This is a genomic window from Rhodococcus chondri (assembly GCF_036327435.1).
Lineage (GTDB): Bacteria > Actinomycetota > Actinomycetes > Mycobacteriales > Mycobacteriaceae > Rhodococcus > Rhodococcus chondri.
Map to the genome: position 1 here is coordinate 1 of NZ_JAUZMZ010000007.1, position 16,649 is coordinate 16,649.

17 protein-coding genes and 1 pseudogene are annotated in these 16,649 nt (G+C 67.1%); 12 read left to right on the top strand and 6 right to left on the bottom strand.

Annotation, left to right across the window (positions count from 1 at the left end; all coding sequences use genetic code 11):
- The coding region (locus Q8814_RS02365) for a maleylpyruvate isomerase N-terminal domain-containing protein (protein ID WP_330150392.1) at positions 1-241 on the bottom strand (241 nt) is incomplete at its 3' end.
- Between the two features lie 116 nt (positions 242-357).
- On the opposite strand from Q8814_RS02365, the gene Q8814_RS02370 reads away from it, so the two are divergent.
- The 5 genes from Q8814_RS02370 (at position 358) to Q8814_RS02390 (ending at position 4,415) form a co-directional block, all read left to right on the top strand.
- The gene (locus tag Q8814_RS02370) at positions 358-1,356 is read left to right on the top strand and encodes an aldo/keto reductase (protein ID WP_330150393.1); all 999 of its coding nucleotides are present in this window, start codon (positions 358-360) and stop codon (positions 1,354-1,356) included.
- A 40-nt stretch (positions 1,357-1,396) separates the two neighbouring features.
- Complete coding sequence (locus Q8814_RS02375) at positions 1,397-2,737, top strand: MFS transporter (protein WP_330150394.1); 1,341 nt, start codon at positions 1,397-1,399, stop codon at positions 2,735-2,737.
- Positions 2,738-2,765: 28 nt separating this feature from the next.
- Positions 2,766-3,443: a GTP pyrophosphokinase gene (locus tag Q8814_RS02380; protein WP_330150447.1), complete on the top strand. Its 678-nt coding sequence runs from the start codon at positions 2,766-2,768 to the stop codon at positions 3,441-3,443.
- A gap of 84 nt (positions 3,444-3,527) precedes the next feature.
- Positions 3,528-3,695: a hypothetical protein gene (locus tag Q8814_RS02385; RefSeq protein WP_330150395.1), complete on the top strand. Its 168-nt coding sequence runs from the start codon at positions 3,528-3,530 to the stop codon at positions 3,693-3,695.
- A gap of 30 nt (positions 3,696-3,725) precedes the next feature.
- Entirely contained in the window at positions 3,726-4,415 is a 690-nt protein-coding gene (locus Q8814_RS02390) for an SDR family NAD(P)-dependent oxidoreductase (RefSeq protein ID WP_330150396.1), read from the top strand.
- A gap of 330 nt (positions 4,416-4,745) precedes the next feature.
- On the opposite strand, the gene Q8814_RS02395 is transcribed toward Q8814_RS02390, so the two are convergent.
- The 4 genes from Q8814_RS02395 to Q8814_RS02410 all read right to left on the bottom strand — a co-directional run bounded on the left by Q8814_RS02395 (position 4,746) and on the right by Q8814_RS02410 (position 9,334).
- Positions 4,746-5,600: a 3-hydroxybutyryl-CoA dehydrogenase gene (locus Q8814_RS02395; RefSeq protein WP_330150397.1), complete on the bottom strand. Its 855-nt coding sequence runs from the start codon at positions 5,598-5,600 to the stop codon at positions 4,746-4,748.
- Between the two features lie 53 nt (positions 5,601-5,653).
- A complete protein-coding gene (locus tag Q8814_RS02400) occupies positions 5,654-6,811 on the bottom strand; it encodes an acyl-CoA dehydrogenase (protein ID WP_330150448.1) in 1,158 nt (385 codons plus the stop codon).
- Positions 6,812-6,936: 125 nt separating this feature from the next.
- Positions 6,937-7,689: a TetR family transcriptional regulator gene (locus Q8814_RS02405; protein ID WP_330150398.1), complete on the bottom strand. Its 753-nt coding sequence runs from the start codon at positions 7,687-7,689 to the stop codon at positions 6,937-6,939.
- Positions 7,690-7,723: 34 nt separating this feature from the next.
- Complete coding sequence (locus tag Q8814_RS02410; RefSeq protein WP_330150399.1) at positions 7,724-9,334, bottom strand: acyl--CoA ligase family protein; 1,611 nt, start codon at positions 9,332-9,334, stop codon at positions 7,724-7,726.
- 154 nt (positions 9,335-9,488) lie between these two features.
- Here Q8814_RS02410 and Q8814_RS02415 point away from each other — a divergent pair, with 154 nt between their 5' ends.
- Complete coding sequence (locus tag Q8814_RS02415; RefSeq protein WP_330150400.1) at positions 9,489-10,367, top strand: helix-turn-helix transcriptional regulator; 879 nt, start codon at positions 9,489-9,491, stop codon at positions 10,365-10,367.
- Positions 10,368-10,545: 178 nt separating this feature from the next.
- Here the strand turns inward: Q8814_RS02415 and Q8814_RS02420 are convergent.
- Positions 10,546-11,214: pseudogene (locus tag Q8814_RS02420) on the bottom strand (exonuclease domain-containing protein); the annotation flags it as partial.
- 404 nt (positions 11,215-11,618) lie between these two features.
- Here Q8814_RS02420 and Q8814_RS02425 point away from each other — a divergent pair.
- The 6 genes from Q8814_RS02425 (at position 11,619) to Q8814_RS02450 (ending at position 16,612) form a co-directional block, all read left to right on the top strand.
- The gene (locus tag Q8814_RS02425; protein ID WP_330150401.1) at positions 11,619-12,140 is read left to right on the top strand and encodes a CarD family transcriptional regulator; all 522 of its coding nucleotides are present in this window, start codon (positions 11,619-11,621) and stop codon (positions 12,138-12,140) included.
- A 55-nt stretch (positions 12,141-12,195) separates the two neighbouring features.
- Positions 12,196-13,263, top strand: a complete 1,068-nt coding sequence (locus Q8814_RS02430) for an ATP-dependent DNA ligase (protein WP_330150402.1) — start codon at positions 12,196-12,198, stop codon at positions 13,261-13,263.
- Between the two features lie 2 nt (positions 13,264-13,265).
- The gene (locus Q8814_RS02435) at positions 13,266-14,321 is read left to right on the top strand and encodes a DNA polymerase domain-containing protein (protein WP_330150403.1); all 1,056 of its coding nucleotides are present in this window, start codon (positions 13,266-13,268) and stop codon (positions 14,319-14,321) included.
- A gap of 127 nt (positions 14,322-14,448) precedes the next feature.
- Complete coding sequence (locus tag Q8814_RS02440) at positions 14,449-14,988, top strand: DUF6764 family protein (RefSeq protein ID WP_330150404.1); 540 nt, start codon at positions 14,449-14,451, stop codon at positions 14,986-14,988.
- 85 nt (positions 14,989-15,073) lie between these two features.
- On the top strand, positions 15,074-16,282 hold the full coding sequence (locus Q8814_RS02445) for a serine hydrolase domain-containing protein (protein WP_330150405.1): 1,209 nt from the start codon (positions 15,074-15,076) through the stop codon (positions 16,280-16,282).
- Positions 16,283-16,387: 105 nt separating this feature from the next.
- Complete coding sequence (locus tag Q8814_RS02450; protein ID WP_330150406.1) at positions 16,388-16,612, top strand: dodecin; 225 nt, start codon at positions 16,388-16,390, stop codon at positions 16,610-16,612.
- Positions 16,613-16,649 lie beyond the last annotated feature (37 nt).

The window sequence follows — 16,649 nt, forward strand, 5'->3', positions numbered from 1 at the left end:
AGCGAGCCCATTCGGCGGCGAGATCGTCGCCGAGCGGTTCGAGGGACGCTTCGGCCTCTTCGAGGGTGCGGCCGGACACCAGCGGCATCACCCAGCGCTGTTCGTCGACGACGTGCCGAACCAGCGTGGCGACGTCCCATTCGGTGTCGGGTGTAGGAGCGGACCAGTCGGTGACCTGCGCAAGGCGCGTGTCGAATTCCCGTCGGGCGGTGCGTTGCAGCGCGAGCCAGTCGATTGCCATGGATTCCAGCCTAGGCGTGAGCCCGCGTCGATCACCGCGATTTGATCTCATGCGTGGGACGCCGACATGCGCAAGGATCGAGTACATCGCCTGCTTCTCGGTTCGAAGGAGAATCCATGTTCGTCCCCACCGTCCGACTCGCCCCCGGACTGACCGTCAGCGCACAGGGCTACGGCGCGATGTCCGTAAGCCCGGCGTACGGGCCGGCCGATCCGGACGAGGCACTCGCGACGCTGCATCATGCCGTCGACCAGGGGATCACCTTCATCGACACCGCAAACGTGTACGGAGACGGCGTCAGCGAAACGGTCGTGGGCAAGCTGCTGGCCGATCGTCGCGACGAGGTGCAGCTGGCCACGAAATTCGGGCTCGTCGGTGCGGTCGGCAGCTCGGGGAACCGGCGTATCGACGGCCGTCCCGAGTACGCGAAGCAGTGCATCGACGAGTCGCTGTCGCGGCTGGGGGTGGACAGCGTCGACCTCTATTACCTGCATCGGGTGGATCCACAGGTGCCGATCGAGGAGAGCGTCGGTGCCCTCGCGGACCTCGTGCAGGCCGGCAAGGTCCGTCATATCGGCTTGTCCGAGGCGACCGGCGACGAATTACGCCGCGCACACGCCGTCCATCCGATCGCGGCGATCCAGTCGGAGTGGAGCATCGTGTCGCGCGACGTCGAGAAGAACGTGGTGCCCACAGCCGTCGAACTCGGCATCGGATTCGTGCCGTACTCACCGGTGAGTCGTGGTCTGCTCACCGATGGGTTCGATCCGGCGGAGATCGGTGAGAAGGATCTGCGCCGGCGGTTCCCGCGGTTCGACGACGAGGCGTTGCCCGCGAACCTGTCGGTGCGCAGCGAGGTGCAGGCCGTCGCGCGGGAGGCGGGTGCCACAGCCGCTCAGGTGGCGCTGGCGTGGCTCGATGCGAAGGGCCGCGAGTTCGGGTTGCCGTCGGTGGCGATTCCCGGCACGAGGTACGCCGCACGCGTCACCGAAAATGCCGGAGCGCTCGACGTGACGCTCACCGGTGAACACGTCGCACGGCTCGATGCGCTGGCAGCGCAGGTCGCCGGGCCGCGGGCAGCGGATCCGCAGTGGGTGTCCCTGGGACGCGAATGATTACCTCGGCCGACATCATCTCGCGTAGCGGGTTCGCCTCATGAGAGCGTGGCTGGTGTGGGGCGCCGGTGTCTTCGCGTACGTCGTCGCTGTTCTGCACCGCACCACCTTCGGTGTGTCCGGCCTCGCCGCCACCGAGCGATTCGACATCACCCCCGCCGTACTTTCCGGTTTCGTGGTGTTGCAACTCGTGGTCTACGCGAGCATGCAGATCCCCGCGGGTGTATTGCTCGACCGGTTCGGGTCACGGATCGTCATTGCGGCCGGCGCGGCGATCACCGCCGTCGCGCAGTCCGTCCTCGCCGTCACCGACTCGCTGCCGCTCGCCTACGGTGCGCGCGTATTCGTCGGGGCGGGTGACGCCCTCGTATTCATCTCCGTACTGCGCCTCGTGCCGGTGTGGTTCGCGACGCGTCGCGTACCGGTGGTGTCGCAGCTGACGGGCATCCTCGGTCAGCTCGGGCAGGTGCTCTCGGCGGTACCGTTCGTCCTGATCCTCACCAGTGTGGGGTGGAGCGCCGCATACGGTAGCGCCGCGGCCCTCGGGGCCCTTGCGTGTGTGCTGGTCGTCGCGGTCGTGCGTGATACCCCGGCGGGTCAGACGAGGGACGTCGCGTCGGCCGGGCTGACTGCCGTGGCCCGCCAGATCGGTGTCGTGTGGCGACGGCCCGGTACCCGCCTCGGCTTCTTCACCCACATGGGAACCCAGTTCTCGGTGACCACGTTCGCGCTGATGTGGGGTGTGCCCTACCTGCAGTCGGCGCAGGGGCTGTCGGCGGCAGCGGCCGGTTCGATGCTCACCGTGTCGGTGGTGACCGCGATCGCCGCGGGTCCGGTGCTCGGCGTGCTCACGGGCCGGTTCCCGAACCGGCGGTCGTGGCTCGTGCTGTCGATCATGCTCAGCAACGCGGTGGCGTGGTCGGTGGTGCTCGCCCTGCCCGGACCGGCACCGGTGTGGCTGCTCGTACTGCTCGTCGTCGTCATCTCCGTCGGCGGGCCGGGCTCGATGGTGGGGTTCGACTATGCACGCACCTTCAATCCGAGTACCGCGCTCGGCACCGCCCAGGGCATCGTCAACATCGGCGGGTTCCTGGCGACGCTGATCGTCGTCCAGGCCATGGGTGTGCTGCTGCAGCAGTTCGGTGGATACAGCTTCGACGCGTTCCGCGTCGCATGGCTCGCGCAGTATCCGATCTGGGTGATCGCGATCGTCGGTGTGCTGGTCACCCGCAAGAAAGCGCGGCGTGAGGCCGGCATCCATCCCCGCACGTTGCGTCAGGTCGTGCGTGAGCGAAACGCCTCGCGCCGGTCGGAGCTGGCAGACTCGACAGCGATACATGCCGAGGAGGACAGAAGTGACGACGACGATGGGCGAGCCTGATCAAGACGTACCGCTACCCGGAGAACCGATGGGTGTGCTGGTACCGATCCCGGCGCCGAATCGCGATCTGTCGCGATTTCTCATGGTCTACAAGTTCGGCATCGACGAGATGATGACCAAGATCAACATCTTGCGGGACGAGTTCACCTACGTGCGTGCCTACAACCCCATCGAGCACGTCAAATCTCGGTTGAAATCTCCCGAATCGATCTTCGCCAAAGCCACTCGCCTCGGTGTGCCGCACACCCCCGAAGCCATCCGGGAGAACATCCGCGACATCGCGGGGATCCGGATCACGTGCAGCTTCACGTCGGACGTCTACCGGATTCACGACATGATCACCCGCCAGGGCGACGTGGGTCTGGTCGAGGTGAAGGACTACATCGCCCGGCCCAAGCCCAACGGCTACCGCAGCCTGCACGTGCTGGTCGAGATCCCGGTGTTCATGTCGGATCGGGTGGAGCCGGTGTATGTCGAACTGCAGATCCGCACGGTCGCGATGGACTTCTGGGCCAGTCTCGAGCACAAGATCTACTACAAGCACGACCGGGCCGTACCCGACGGACTGCGGGAGGAGTTGCGGGTCGCTGCCGAGACCGCGCGTGAACTGGATGTGCGGATGGAAGCGCTGCACGACCGGGTCCACGGCGGTGGCGGCGAGGAACTCGCCGGCGGGTCGAGTCCGTCCCAGTGGACGGGGCAGTAGCTTCGGCGGGATATTCCTGATCGAAATCCCGATGATCGGTCAGGCGGGTTCAACGTGCGGCGCCGCCGGTTCAGCTTCGACCACATGACGGAGAATTTGAGGCTCTTCCCCTCCCTGAAGGGGAAGAGCGCTGTGGCCATCGGTGGCGCCGGCGGCATCGGCGGCGCCGCTGTGCGCGCCCGGCTCGACGACCGGGGCATCGGTGACGATCATGAGCCGGGACGAGGCCCGGATCGCGGCGTTCGCGGCTGAGCTGGCCGCGACGGCACCCGAGGGGCCGGGGTGGACTACATCGCGGGCGACTGCCTTGTCGAGCAGGATGTGGTGGCAGCCGTCGCGCGGGCGGGCGGTAGCCGCGGCCTCGACATCTGTGTGAGCACCGTCGGACGTGGGAGCACGACACCGTTGCTACTCAACAATGCCGAGGACTTCACCAACGAGCTGAGGATCAACGTCACCAGTGCCTTCGTCGCCATCAAGGCCTGCGTGCCCGCGATGGCGCTCGCCGGTGGTGGATCGATGGTCTTCATCTCCTCGGTGATTGCCGCCCGGTCCTTCCCCTACATGAGCGGCTACTGTGCGGGCAAGGCCGGTCTCGAGGCGCTCGTCCGCACGGCCGCGGACGAACTCGCTCATCTGGGGATCAGGATCAATTGCGTCCGTCCCGGACTGGTGAACTCGCCCGACAACCCGAAGGTCGCAGCCAGCTTTGCCGGCGATCGTCCCACCGCGTTTCTCGACCGGACACCGCTCGGCAGACTCGGCGTCCCCACCGACATTGCCGGGGCTATCAGATTCCTCGCGGGACCGGAGTCGTCGTGGGCGACCGGAACGTCGGTCACCGTCGACGGCGGCGCGCACTTGCGGCGGGCCCCTGACGTGCAGCCGCGGTTGCGCCAGGAGTTCGGCGACGAGGTGATCGATACTATTCTCGCCGGTCGACCGCCCGAACAGGCCCCTGTCCGGCGATGATTGGTCACCGACGGTGTTGCGAACCTTCGGATGACGTTGCGGCCCTCTTCGGGTGTCGTGACGAGGTGTCGATCCTCGGGATTCCGATGCAGATGGTCGATGAGCCCGATCAGGGCGTTCGGTTCGCTGGGATAGCAGAGGCCCGTTTCGGCCTTCGCAAGGAGCCGGTGACGTCCCACATTCGTCTCGAGGGAAACCTCTTGTGCCACTGGGAGTCCGAAGGCGAGATTGTGCTTCGGTATCCGGCACCGCACATCGATATCCAAGGGGTGGACACGGAGACGCCCCCGCCGTTCCGGAAGGGAACGGCGAGGGCGTCCGAGTGAAGGCCTACTTGTAGCTATAGAAGCCTTCGCCGGTCTTGCGACCCAGGCGACCCGCGTCGACCATGCGGCGCAGCAGCGCCGGCGGAGCGTAATTCGGCTGGGCGAACTCGTCGTACAGCGCCTGCGCGGCGTTGAGGGCGATGTCGAGGCCGACCGTGTCGAGCAGCGTCAGCGGACCCATCGGGTAACCGCAGCCACCCTTCATCGCGTCGTCGATGTCTTCCTTTGTCGCATAACCCGACTCGAGCATCCGAACCGCGTCACACAGGTACGGGATGAGGAGGGCGTTGACGATGAAACCCGCGCGGTCGCCGGCGCGTACCGCCGTCTTCCCGAGCGTGCTCTTGACGTAGTCGTACACCTCGTTCGCGGCGGCATCGTCGGTGGTGAGCGCGGAGATGACTTCCACCAGCGGCATCACCGGCACCGGATTGAAGAAGTGCACGCCGACGACCTGACCGGGACGGTTGGTGGCCTGTGCCATCTTGATGACCGGCAGCGACGAGGTGTTGGTCGCGAGGATGCCGGACGGCTTCACGACGGCGTCGAGCTTGGCGAAGATGTCGGTCTTGATCGACTCGACTTCCGGCGCCGCTTCGATGACCAGGTCGCGGTCGGCGAGATCGGCGATCTCGGTGGTGACGCGAACCCGCGCGATGGCGGCGTCGGCGTCTTCCTGGGTGATCTTGCCGCGGGTGACGCCCTTGCCGATCGAGGTGCTCACCCGTTCGCGTGCCGCGTCGGCGAATTTCTCGCTCGTCTCGAGCACGATGACGTCGCTGCCGGCCTTTGCGCACACCTCGGCGATGCCCGCACCCATCGTGCCGCCGCCGACTACGCCTACCAGTTGTACTGCCACGGAAATACTCCTCGGATCCGAAATTCTGTCCAGGTGAAGGTACTGCCGCGGGGTCAGCGAAGCAGAGCGCGGGACATGACGACGCGCTGGATCTGGTTGGTGCCCTCGTAGATCTGGGTGATCTTGGCGTCGCGCATCATGCGCTCGACCGGGAAGTCGGTGGTGTAGCCGGCGCCGCCGAACAGCTGCACGGCGTCGGTGGTGACCTCCATGGCCACATCGGACGCGAAGCATTTCGCGGCCGCGGAGATGAAGCCGAGGTTCGGCTCGCCGCGCTCGGCGCGCGCTGCGGAGGTGTACACCATCAGCCGTGCTGCCTCGACCTTCATGGCCATGTCGGCGAGCATGAACTGCACGCCCTGGTTGTCGGAGATCGGCTTGCCGAACTGCTTGCGGTCCTTCGTGTAGGCGATCGCCGCGTCGAGTGCGCCCTGTGCCAGGCCCACAGCCTGCGCGCCGATCGTCGGGCGGGTGTGGTCGAGTGTCGCGAGCGCGGTCTTGAAGCCGGTGCCGGGCTCACCGACGATGCGGTCGCCGGGGATGCGGCAGTTCTCGAAGTACAGCTCGGCGGTGGGCGAGCCCTTGATGCCGAGCTTCTTCTCCTTCGGCCCGACGACGAAGCCCTCGTCGTCCTTGTGGACCATGAACGAGGAGATGCCGTTGGCGCCCTTGTCGGGATCGGTCACGGCCATCACGGTGTACCAGCTGGACTTGCCGCCGTTGGTGATCCAGCACTTCGAGCCGTTGAGGATCCAGTCGTCGCCGTCGGCCTTCGCGCGGGTACGCATCGACGCGGCATCGGAACCGGCCTCCCGCTCGGAGAGCGCGTAGGACGCCATGTCCCCGTTGACGAGGTCGGGCAGCACCCTCGCCTTGAGCTCGTCGGAACCGCGCAGGATCAGACCCATGGTGCCGAGCTTGTTGACGGCCGGGATCAGCGACGACGAGCCGCACACACGCGCGACCTCTTCGATCACGATGCAGGTGGCGATCGAGTCGGCGCCCTGGCCCTGGAACTCCTCCGGGACGTGGATGGCGTTGAAGCCCGACCGGTTGAGGGCGTCGAGGGCTTCCTGGGGGAAGCGGGAGTTCTCGTCGACATCCTTCGCGTACGGGGCGATTTCCTTTTCGGCGAGCGCGCGGATCGCCTCGCGGAGAGCATCGTGTTCTTCGCTGAGCTGGAACAGATCGAAAGCGGCGTTGAGGGCCATGAGGGTGGGGACTCCTATCGGCACGCGGTGCCATTCCTGAAGGGGGATCCGCGCCTAGTCTACTGACTCGATACGGCGCGACGTGGCGTAATTAGTCAATTGTAAGCACGGCACTGAGTGCCAGGTCAATGCCGAATTGGATTGGATCCGAAAGAGGGGTCGGCTTCGAGCTGGCGTCGCACCTGCTCGGCCACTTCGGCCGGTGACGCATCCGGCGGATACGTCACCACAGTCACGGCACGCGGTGCCTGCAGCGCGGTGTCGCCCCCGCGCCCCGGCACGACTCCGAAGGTGCGACGTAATTCGAACAACTCCCGTGCGAGCGCCTCGGACGTGGCGGTCTCGTCACCGCGGATCATCGCGCGCAGCAGGAAGTTGTGCGCCGAGGTCATCGCCGCAGCGAAGCTGACGATCCGGATCGGCTTCTCTCCTGGCACCGCCGCCCGGAGAAAGTCGGTGAACAACCGCTCGTAACGGTAGGTCGTGACCAGTTCCCGCTCGCGCAGCGCCGGCACCCGCTGCACGACCCGATAGCGCCACACCGACAGTTCCCGTCGGTCCCGGAAATGGCCGAACACGAGTTGAGCGGCGTCGGACGCCGCGGCCCACGGATCGTCGAAGCGGCCGGACAGGTACTCCGAGACCTGGTCGAGCAGTGACTCGTGGTCGGCGAAGATCACGTCTTCCTTCGAGCGGAACTGCCGGAAGAACGTCCGCCGCGACACTCCCGCGGCAGCCGCGATCTGCTCCACCGTCGTCGACTCGTACCCGTACTCCGTGAACAACCGGATCGCCTGCGTGACTACATGCACCCGGAACTGCGCGGGATCGGGTCCCGCAGCATCGGGACGACGGGTGGAACCTGCTCCGGAGTTCATGTCTCGAGTATCCAAGATCGCTGCGCCCCGCAGGTCAGGACTGCCGCCCCTCCGCCGCGCGCAACTCGAATTTGAGGATCTTGCCCGTCGAGGTGCGGGGCAGATCGAGCGGGAAGACGATATCGCGGGGAACCTTGTACCCGGCCAGCAACGAGCGGGTGTAGGAGATGATCTCCTCCGCGGTCGCGGTAACCTCCGGCTTCAGGATCACAAAGGCTTTCGGACGCTCTCCCCACTTCTCGTCGGAAACCCCCACCACCGCGACGTCGAGCACGGCGGGATGGCTGATGATCGCCTGCTCCACCTCGACCGTCGAGATGTTCTCGCCGCCGGAGATGATGATGTCCTTCGCGCGGTCCTTGAGCTGGATGTATCCGTCCGGGTGCATCACGCCGAGGTCGCCGGTGTGGAACCAGCCGCCCTGGAACGCTTCCGCCGTGGCCTCGGGATCCTTGTAATAGCCGAGCATCACATTGTTGCCGCGCAGCACGATCTCGCCCATCGTTTCGCCGTCGGCGGGGACGTCGTTCATGTTGTCGTCGACGATGCGCGCGGTCTCGGCCTGCAGCATGCCGACACCCTGTCGCGACAGCAGCGCCGCGCGTTCGTCACCGGTCTTGTCGTCCCAGGAGTCCTGGTATTCGCAGATCGTGTAGGGCCCGTACACCTCGGTGAGCCCGTACACGTGCACGACGGTGATGCCGATCTTCTCGAGCTGCGCGATCACGGTCGGTGACGGCGGCGCACCGGCGGTGGTGATGTGCAGCGGCCGGTCCAGCGAATGCGCCTGGTCGGCGTTGGCAATCGTCGAGCACACCGCGGGCGCACCGCACAGGTTGGTGACACCGAGGTTGTCGATGGCGTCCCACACCGCGTCGGCCCGCACAGCACGCAGGCAGATGTGGGTGCCGCCGGCCGCGGTGACCGCCCACGGTGTGCACCAGCCGTTGCAGTGGAACATCGGCAGCGTCCACAGGTATTTGCTCTTCCCGGTGAAGCCGTTGTGGAACGTCTCTCCCAGGGAGTTGAGGTAGGCGCCGCGATGCGTGTACATCACGCCCTTCGGCTTACCCGTGGTGCCCGACGTGTAGTTGAGGGTGATCACGCCGAGCTCGTCGTCCACACTCCACGGCAGCGGGGTGGTGTCGACGGTGTCGGCGAGCGCGAGGAACTCGTCGTATCGTCCGGTCACCACGCCGGCGGGCACGTCCGGGTACGGCACGGTCGAGTCCGGGATCTCGATGATGTCGGTGACCGTCGGAACGTTCTCGCGCACCCCGGTGACCGAGCCGACCAGTTCGGAGTCGACGAACAGCAGCGACGTCTCCGAGTGGTTGAGGATGTATTCGAGTTCCGGCCCGGCCAACCGCGAGTTGAGCGCGATGAGCACTCCGCCCGCGAGAGGGACCGCGAAGTGCGCGATGAGCATCTCGGGGACGTTCGGCGTCAGGTATGCGACCCGGTCACCCGGCTGGATCCGGCTGCGCAGCACCCGGGCGAGGCGCTGGGTTTCGTCGGCGAACTCGGCGTAGCTGTAGCGACGGTCACCATGAACGATCGCGGTGCGGTCGGGGAACACCGACGCCGAACGCTCCAGGAATCGCAGTGGGCTGAGCGGGGTGTGGTTGGCAGTCGCGGTGGACACAGGTACCTCCGGGCGGGTGTTTCGAGAAGGGGCGCTGATGTGATGGTCGCAACAGCGGACGCAGTGGAGGTTATGAATCACCAGATCGGCACCGCTACCCTCCGAAGAGGGTGTTCGGGGATGCGGTTCGTGTGGGGGATGCGGGAGGAGATCGGTGAGCGCTGTGACGGCCGTCGACCGAACGTGTCTGCTGCGGCCGAGCGACGTGGATGCCCTCCGCGCCGAATTGCGGGCACTGCGCTCGTCCACGGACCTGCCCGTCCTGTTCGGCGGAACGGTCCACGGGCCGGACTTGGTGCTGTCCGGGTTCGTCGGTACCCGCAGCCGTGTCCTGCGGAATCTGGTGATCAGTTCCGAGCGGGGTCTCGGTGGCCGCGTCATCGCCGAGCAGCGGCCCGGTGCCGTCGCCGACTATTTCCACTCGGCCCACATCACCCATGACTACGACCGGGAGGTTGCGGGGGAGGGTATCGAGTCGCTGCTCGCGGTTCCCGTCGTGGTGGGCGGACGTACCCGCGCCGCCCTGTACGGCGGGTTGCGAGCCGGCCTGCCCATCGGTGACGTCGTCGCCGAACGGGTGATGCGGGCGGCGCGCGCGCTGGCACGTGAGATCGAGATCCGCGACGAGGTCGACCGGCGCGTCCAGCTTCTCGAAACCGCGCGCGACACCGAGTGCAGCGCCGCGCCGCTACCCGCCGCGGTCTCCGAAGTTATTACGGAGAGCTTCCTGAAGATCCGTGAAATCGCTTCGAGGACAAGCGATCCCACCGCTCTGATGCAGCTCGGGGAGGTCGAAGCGGCACTGCGTACTGTCGCCGGCAGGCCGTCGACCTCTGGTGTCCACCTGACGGAACGGGAACGTGAGGTGCTCGCATACGTCGCGCTCGGCTGCCGGAACGCGGAGATCGGCGACCGGCTCGGCCTGACCGTGCAGACCGTCAAGAGCTACCTCAAGCATCTGATGGCCAAGCTCGAAGTGCGCAGCCGTCACGAAGCGGTCGTCGAGGCGCGTCGTCAGGGCCTGCTCCCGTGACGGTGCACTACCTCGATCGCTGCCCCGTCTTCACGCGCGCGTAGAAGGCCCGGACGCGGCGGCGTACCCGCCACGACAGCCGCGCGAGCCGCCCGGCCGGCAACGGTCCGGTGTCGTACCGGACGGTGACCGTGTCGCCGGGATGCACGAGCACCGCGCCGGGCTCGGGCACCGCCCGGCGCAGAGGCCAGCTCCCGTCGACATCGTCGACGTCGCGGCCGAGTCCGGTGAGATATTCGGCGAAGTTACGTTGACGTTCGGCGTGCCATGCCGCCTGGTCGGCCATGATGTCGAGCTCGGCGAGCTGCGGAAAGCGGGTCACCAGCGCGCGGGTCAGATACCCGGCGGCGAGCGCATCGGCCTGTGCTTCGTGTGCGCACGACAGCGTCACGCCGTATGCGTCGCACACCGCCTGCAGGGTGCGTTTGCCCGTTCGCTCCCGGTCCATTTCGCGGTCGATGACGTAGGGATCGACGACCGTGCCGATGTCGAGCGCGGGTAAACCGAGGCGGCCGCCCTCTGCCTCGATGATCGTCAGGTCGTAGCTGGCGTTGAACGCCACGACGACGTACCCACGCTCCCATGCGTCGCACAGCGCCGCACGGATCTCCCGGTACCCGGTGAGATAGTCCATGCCCTCGGCTCGCGCGTGTTCGGTGGTGATGCCGTGGATGGCGGTGGTCTCCGCCGGAATCGGGATCCCCGGATCGAGCAGCCAGGTGCGGGAGTCGACGCGATCGCCGTCGAACGTCGCCACGCACGCCGACACGATGCGCGCGACCCGGGGGTCGCGGTCGGTTGTTTCGAGGTCGAATGCGCAGATGGGTCTGTCTGGCCAGTGCGTCATTCTCGAAGTCCTCGCGTCGGTCTGCCGGTGATCGGTGTTGCTTCCGGCATTGTGGCGGGAGGCACCGACACGACGAGAATTCTCATGGGTCGCAAGCGTACGGATGCAGGGTCACCCCGAGAATCGGACATGCGGGTGCGTATATGCCGTCGCCGGATTTCCGCTGGACACGGTGCACCGTGTGAGCGACTTCACCGCAGTCCCGTGTGTCGATGACGTGGGACAATGGAGAACGTCGGCTCGCGGGCTCCTGCGGACTCGTCGGATATGGGTTCGCCGTCCCGCGTTCGCACGCGTTCTACGGTGCTGCGCATCGAGGGACGGTGCGGAGGTCGCTCGGACCGCGGAGACACCCGCGACATGGGCGATCGAGCGCGACGTCACGCGTACAGGAAGTTGCATGCATGCAGTTCTCGGCAGGTCAGATCATCGTTCACCCCCACCACGGCCCCACCACCGTCACCGACGTCACCAGCCGCATCATCAAGGGCGCCTCCGTCACGTACCTGGGCCTCCGTGTGCACAAAACCGATATGACGGTCCACGTACCGTTCGACCGGGCCGAAGAACTCGGGCTGCGCAAGGTCTACGACACCGATGAGCTTGCAGAGTTGTTCGACGTGCTGCGCGCTCCCACCGGTCACGAGGAAGAGGCCTGGTCGCGGCGGTTCAAGGACAACCAGGAGAAGATCAAGCTCGGTGATCTGCTCGTCACTGCCGGTGTGGTGCGCGACCTCACGCGACGCGAGCGGGATCGGGGACTGTCCACGGGCGAGAAGAACATGCTCCGCACGGCTCGTCTGCCCGTGGCCACCGAACTGGCCCTGGCGCTGGAGGTCAGCGACGAGAAGGCGGAAGGCCTGATCGACGCGGCCATTCTGGATCCCGAATCGCACCGCGACCGCGAGCAGACCGCAGTCGGCTGACGGCTGTTCCGCCGCATCGGATGTGCGTCGCGGCTCGCGATGCGACGATGTGCGCATGGACCTGCCGGTGGTGCCACCCATCCTGCCGATGCTCGCCAAGGTCGCGTCCGCGGTGCCGTCCCAGCCCGACGAGGGACCTCCGCAGTGGTCGTACGAACCCAAGTGGGACGGCTTCCGCGCCGTGGTGTTCCGCGACGGGGACGAGGTGGTGCTCTCGTCCCGCGGCGGCAAGGATCTCGGGCGGTACTTTCCCGAACTCGTCGACGCGGTGCGTGCGGAACTACCGGCGCGCTGCGTCGTGGACGGCGAGATCGTGGTGCCGCGACAACGCGACGGTCGCACCCGGCTGGACTGGCAGTCGTTGTCGGAACGTATCCATCCCGCGGCGAGCCGGGTCGAGATGCTCGCCGAGCAGACCCCGGCGCAGTTCGTCGGTTTCGACCTGCTGGCACTGGGCGACACCGATCTGATGAACCGGCCGTTCTCCGAGCGGCGATCCCGGCTGCGCGCCGAGGTGGGCGGCGGGCCCAGTTGTCACGTGACCGTGTCGACCACCGACTCGGCGACGGCGCAACACTGGTTCGAGACGTTCGAGGGCGCGGGGCTCGACGGCGTGGTCGCCAAACGTCTCGACGGCATCTACCTGCCCGACAAACGAGAGATGTTGAAGCTCAAGCACGCTCGAACCGCCGACTGCGTGCTGATGGGATACCGCAAGCACAAGAAAGTCGTCGACGGTGTCGGATCGTTGCTGCTCGGGATGTATCACGACGGCGAGCCTGTCATGGTGGGCGGCGCATCGGCGTTCACAGCGGAGCGTCGCCGGGAACTGCTCGACGAACTACAGCCGTTGCGGGTGGGCGACGACGTGGTCGCCGAAGGTGAACCGACCCGGTGGCGCTCGTCGGTCGACCGCAGCTGGATCCCGCTGCGGCCGGAGCGGGTACTCGAGGTGGCCTACGACCAGATGGAGGGCACGCCCGAGGTCGGGATGCGGTTCCGCCACGCGGCCAGGTTCCTCCGATGGCGCCCGGACCGGGATCCACACAGTTGCACCTACGACCAGCTGGACGTGCCGGTGCGGTACGACCTCGCCGACGTGCTCGACCGAACGGAGGACTGACCGTGGCAACCGCGAAGCGATCACCCGCCGAGGAACTCGACGTCGACGGCGTGCCGGTGCGACTGTCGAATCCGGACAAAGTGTACTTCCCGAACCTCGGTGCGTCCGGCGGGACGAAACGGCACCTCGTCGAGTACTACCGCACCGTGACCACCACCCTCGGTGCCCCACTGCTGGGTGCATTGCGTGATCGCCCCACTCATCTTCAGCGGTTCCCGGACGGAATCGAGGGGGAGGAGATCTATCAGAAGCGGGCACCGGCGAAACGGCCCGAGCATGTCGCCACGTGCGAGATCACCTTCCCATCCGGCCGCACCGCGGACGCGCTGTGGGTCCGCTCGGCGGCGGACGTGGTGTGGGCCGCGAACCTGGGCACCGTCACCTTCCATCCGTGGGCGGTGCGCTGTGGGGACGCCGACCGGCCGGACGAACTGCGCATCGACCTCGACCCACAGCCCGGCACGGATTTCGACGATGCTCGGGCAGTGGCGCTCGAGGTGGTACGGCCGCTGCTCGACGAACTGGGATTGGTCGGCTTTCCGAAGACGTCCGGGGGACGAGGCCTGCACGTGTACCTGCGGATCGTGCCGGAGTGGGATTTCGTGGGCGTGCGGCGTGCCGGGATCGCGCTCATGCGGGAGATCGAACGCCGCAGCGACGGTCGCGCGACGACGGCCTGGTGGAAGGAGGAACGCGGCGAACGGCTGTTCCTCGACTACAACCAGAACGCGCGGGACAAGACGATTGCCTCGGCGTATTCGGTGCGCCGCACCCCGATCGCGACGGTGTCGACCCCGTTGACGTGGGACGAGCTGGCCGATGCCGAACCCGACGACTTCACGATCGTGACCGTGCCCGACCTGCTCGCGCGGCGCGGCGACCCCATGTCCTCCCTCGACGACACCGCGCACTCGCTCGACGTGCTGCTCGAGATGGCGGACCGCGACGCCGCCGCCGGCCTCGGCGACCTGCCGTATCCCCCGAACCATCCGAAGATGCCCGGCGAACCGCAGCGGGTGCAGCCCTCGCGCGACACCGACCGGAGGAACCCGGACTGAAGGTGCGGGGCGTGGGTCCGGGCGAAAATCGTGTCCCGCTCGTTGCCCGCACTGTGAAGCACACCTACTTGAAACTCCCTAGACTGTCTCCGGGGCCAGCTCGTCGAAGACTCAGGAGGCCGTTGCCGTGCCGTGTGCAACGTGGATGACCAAGGTGTCGGGCCGAGTTCTCGGAGCCGGGGTGGTCTTCGTCGCGGCTGCCGGCAGTGCGCTCGGCGTCGCGGGCTCCGCGCACGCGGCGACCACGTGCTCGGCACCCCCGGGCGCCGAGGCGTCCATCGTCCAGATCCAGGGCTCCGAAGGGTGCGGGGCGAACACGGACACCACCGGCGCGGCGTGGAGCCACGGTAGCGGCGGTGTCGGTTTCGCGGACGCGAAGGACGGCTCGACGGTGGTGGCCGCGGGTGCAGACGGCGGCGTGGGCGCCGGCGAGAGTCGCGGCGGACAACTCGCCGCAGTCGGCTTCGGGGCCGAGGCACTGGCGCTGGGCGTGCTCGACAACCCCGCTACGGCGGTCGTCGTGGCAGGACCGCAGTCGCAGGCCTACGTCGGTGACGTCGACGACCCGATCTTGTGCGAGGGCGATATGGCGTCGGCGGTGAACTTCACGACCGGGCGTGGTTGCGCCGTGTTCGGTTCGTGGCGCTACGTGTCGCCGGCTTCCTGAACCTCAGCCTACAGTCTGTACGCAAACTCTTCCGTCAACCTTCTTTCGCGCGTAGCCTGACCGAAATGTTCGAGGGGAGACGTCGATGACGGTCGCAATGGGGATCGTTCCGGTCGCGGGTGAGCCACTGCCCGCGACCGAAATGCACGTGGATCATCGGTTTCTGGCATTGGCGGATCGCTTCTTCGCCCTCTACCGGCAACCGCATCAGGGCGGCGGCGCGCTCACGGCGTACCTCCACGGCGAGAAGGTGCTCGACATCTGGGCCGGATCGGCCGACCGCAACCGCCGCTGGGCCGGCGACACGATGGCGCTGTCGTTCTCGACCGGTAAGGGTGTCGCGTCGACGGTCGTGCACCGGCTCGCCGATCGCGGGCTCATCGACTACTTCGCGCCCGTCGCGCAGTACTGGCCCGAGTTCGCGGCGGCCGGAAAAGAAGCCATCACCGTGGCCGATGTGATGACCCATCGCGCCGGTCTGCACCGGATCCGCGGCCTGGTACCGGGCACCCACGGGATCCTCGACTACGACACCACGGTGGCCGCGCTCGCGGCCGCGCGCCCGGATCGGCGGCGACACCAGTCGTCCGGCTATCACGCGGTCACCTACGGCTGGCTGGTCGCGGAGATCGTGCAACGGGTGACCGGGAAGGCGTTCGTCGACGTGGTCGACGAGGAGATCGCCACGCCGCTCGGCACCCCGGATTTCTGGTACCGGGTACCGCCGCGCGAGCGCCACCGCATCGCGCCGCTCTTCCCGCGCCTCAACCCCGCCGGTCTCCACTGGGGTCTGAGCGCGTCGTTGCTGTCCCGGGTGGCCCCCACCCGCGGCCTCGCGGAGGCTGCCATGCCGGACGGATTCGACGACCTCGTGCGAGATCCGGCCGTCCACGATTCGGTGATGCCCGGCTGGAACGGTGTGTTCACCGCCCGCTCGCTGGCACGGATGTACGGCGCGATCGCGGCCGGCGGCACCATCGACGGCGTGCAGTTCCTGAGGCCCGAGACGATCGCCGCCATGGATGAGGTGCGGGTGCGCAGTCGCGACCACGTGCTCGGGGTGCCCATGGCGTGGCGGCTGGGGTACCACCAGCCGATCTTCGCGAGCCTCGAGCGTCCCCGCGGCGCGCTCGGCCACTACGGCGTAGGTGGTTCGGGGGCGTTCGCCGATCTCGATTCCGGTCTGTCGGTCGGGTTCGTCACCAACCGGCTCGGCAGCGGTCCGATGCCGCTCGGCGATCTGCGCCTGGCGCGTCTCGGGACGGTGGCGCGGGAGCTCGCTCGAAAAGCATGATTTCGCGGGTTATTTCACCGTTTCCGGCACGCCGGGAGGCCGGAAGCGGGCAGTATCCGACACAGGGCAGTCAGGCTGCCGACGTCGATACGAAGGAGCACCGCGATGAGCCATGTGTACCGAGTGATCGAGGTGGTCGGTTCGTCGACCGTGGGCATCGACGACGCGATCGCCAAGGCGGTAGCGCGCGCCGCGGAGACCACGCGGCATCTCGAATGGTTCGAAACGGTCAATGTGCGAGGCCATATCGACGACGGTGCGGTCGCGCACACGCAGGTCACCCTCAAGATCGGGTTCCGGATCGAGTCGGGCGACGAATTGTCCGACTAGACCGTTCTCTTTTATGTAAATCTGCTGTTAGAGTGTG

Excerpts from the sequence above, each read along its gene's own strand:
- Q8814_RS02370 (WP_330150393.1), top strand. The coding sequence starts at position 358 with ATGTTCGTCCCCACCGTCCGACTCGCCCCCGGACTGACCGTCAGCGCA.
- Q8814_RS02375 (WP_330150394.1), top strand. The coding sequence starts at position 1,397 with ATGAGAGCGTGGCTGGTGTGGGGCGCCGGTGTCTTCGCGTACGTCGTC.
- Q8814_RS02380 (WP_330150447.1), top strand. The coding sequence starts at position 2,766 with ATGGGTGTGCTGGTACCGATCCCGGCGCCGAATCGCGATCTGTCGCGA.
- Q8814_RS02385 (WP_330150395.1), top strand. The coding sequence starts at position 3,528 with ATGACGGAGAATTTGAGGCTCTTCCCCTCCCTGAAGGGGAAGAGCGCT.
- Q8814_RS02400 (WP_330150448.1), bottom strand. The coding sequence starts at position 6,811 with ATGGCCCTCAACGCCGCTTTCGATCTGTTCCAGCTCAGCGAAGAACAC.
- Q8814_RS02405 (WP_330150398.1), bottom strand. The coding sequence starts at position 7,689 with ATGAACTCCGGAGCAGGTTCCACCCGTCGTCCCGATGCTGCGGGACCC.
- Q8814_RS02425 (WP_330150401.1), top strand. The coding sequence starts at position 11,619 with ATGCAGTTCTCGGCAGGTCAGATCATCGTTCACCCCCACCACGGCCCC.
- Q8814_RS02430 (WP_330150402.1), top strand. The coding sequence starts at position 12,196 with ATGGACCTGCCGGTGGTGCCACCCATCCTGCCGATGCTCGCCAAGGTC.
- Q8814_RS02445 (WP_330150405.1), top strand. The coding sequence starts at position 15,074 with ATGACGGTCGCAATGGGGATCGTTCCGGTCGCGGGTGAGCCACTGCCC.
- Q8814_RS02450 (WP_330150406.1), top strand. The coding sequence starts at position 16,388 with ATGAGCCATGTGTACCGAGTGATCGAGGTGGTCGGTTCGTCGACCGTG.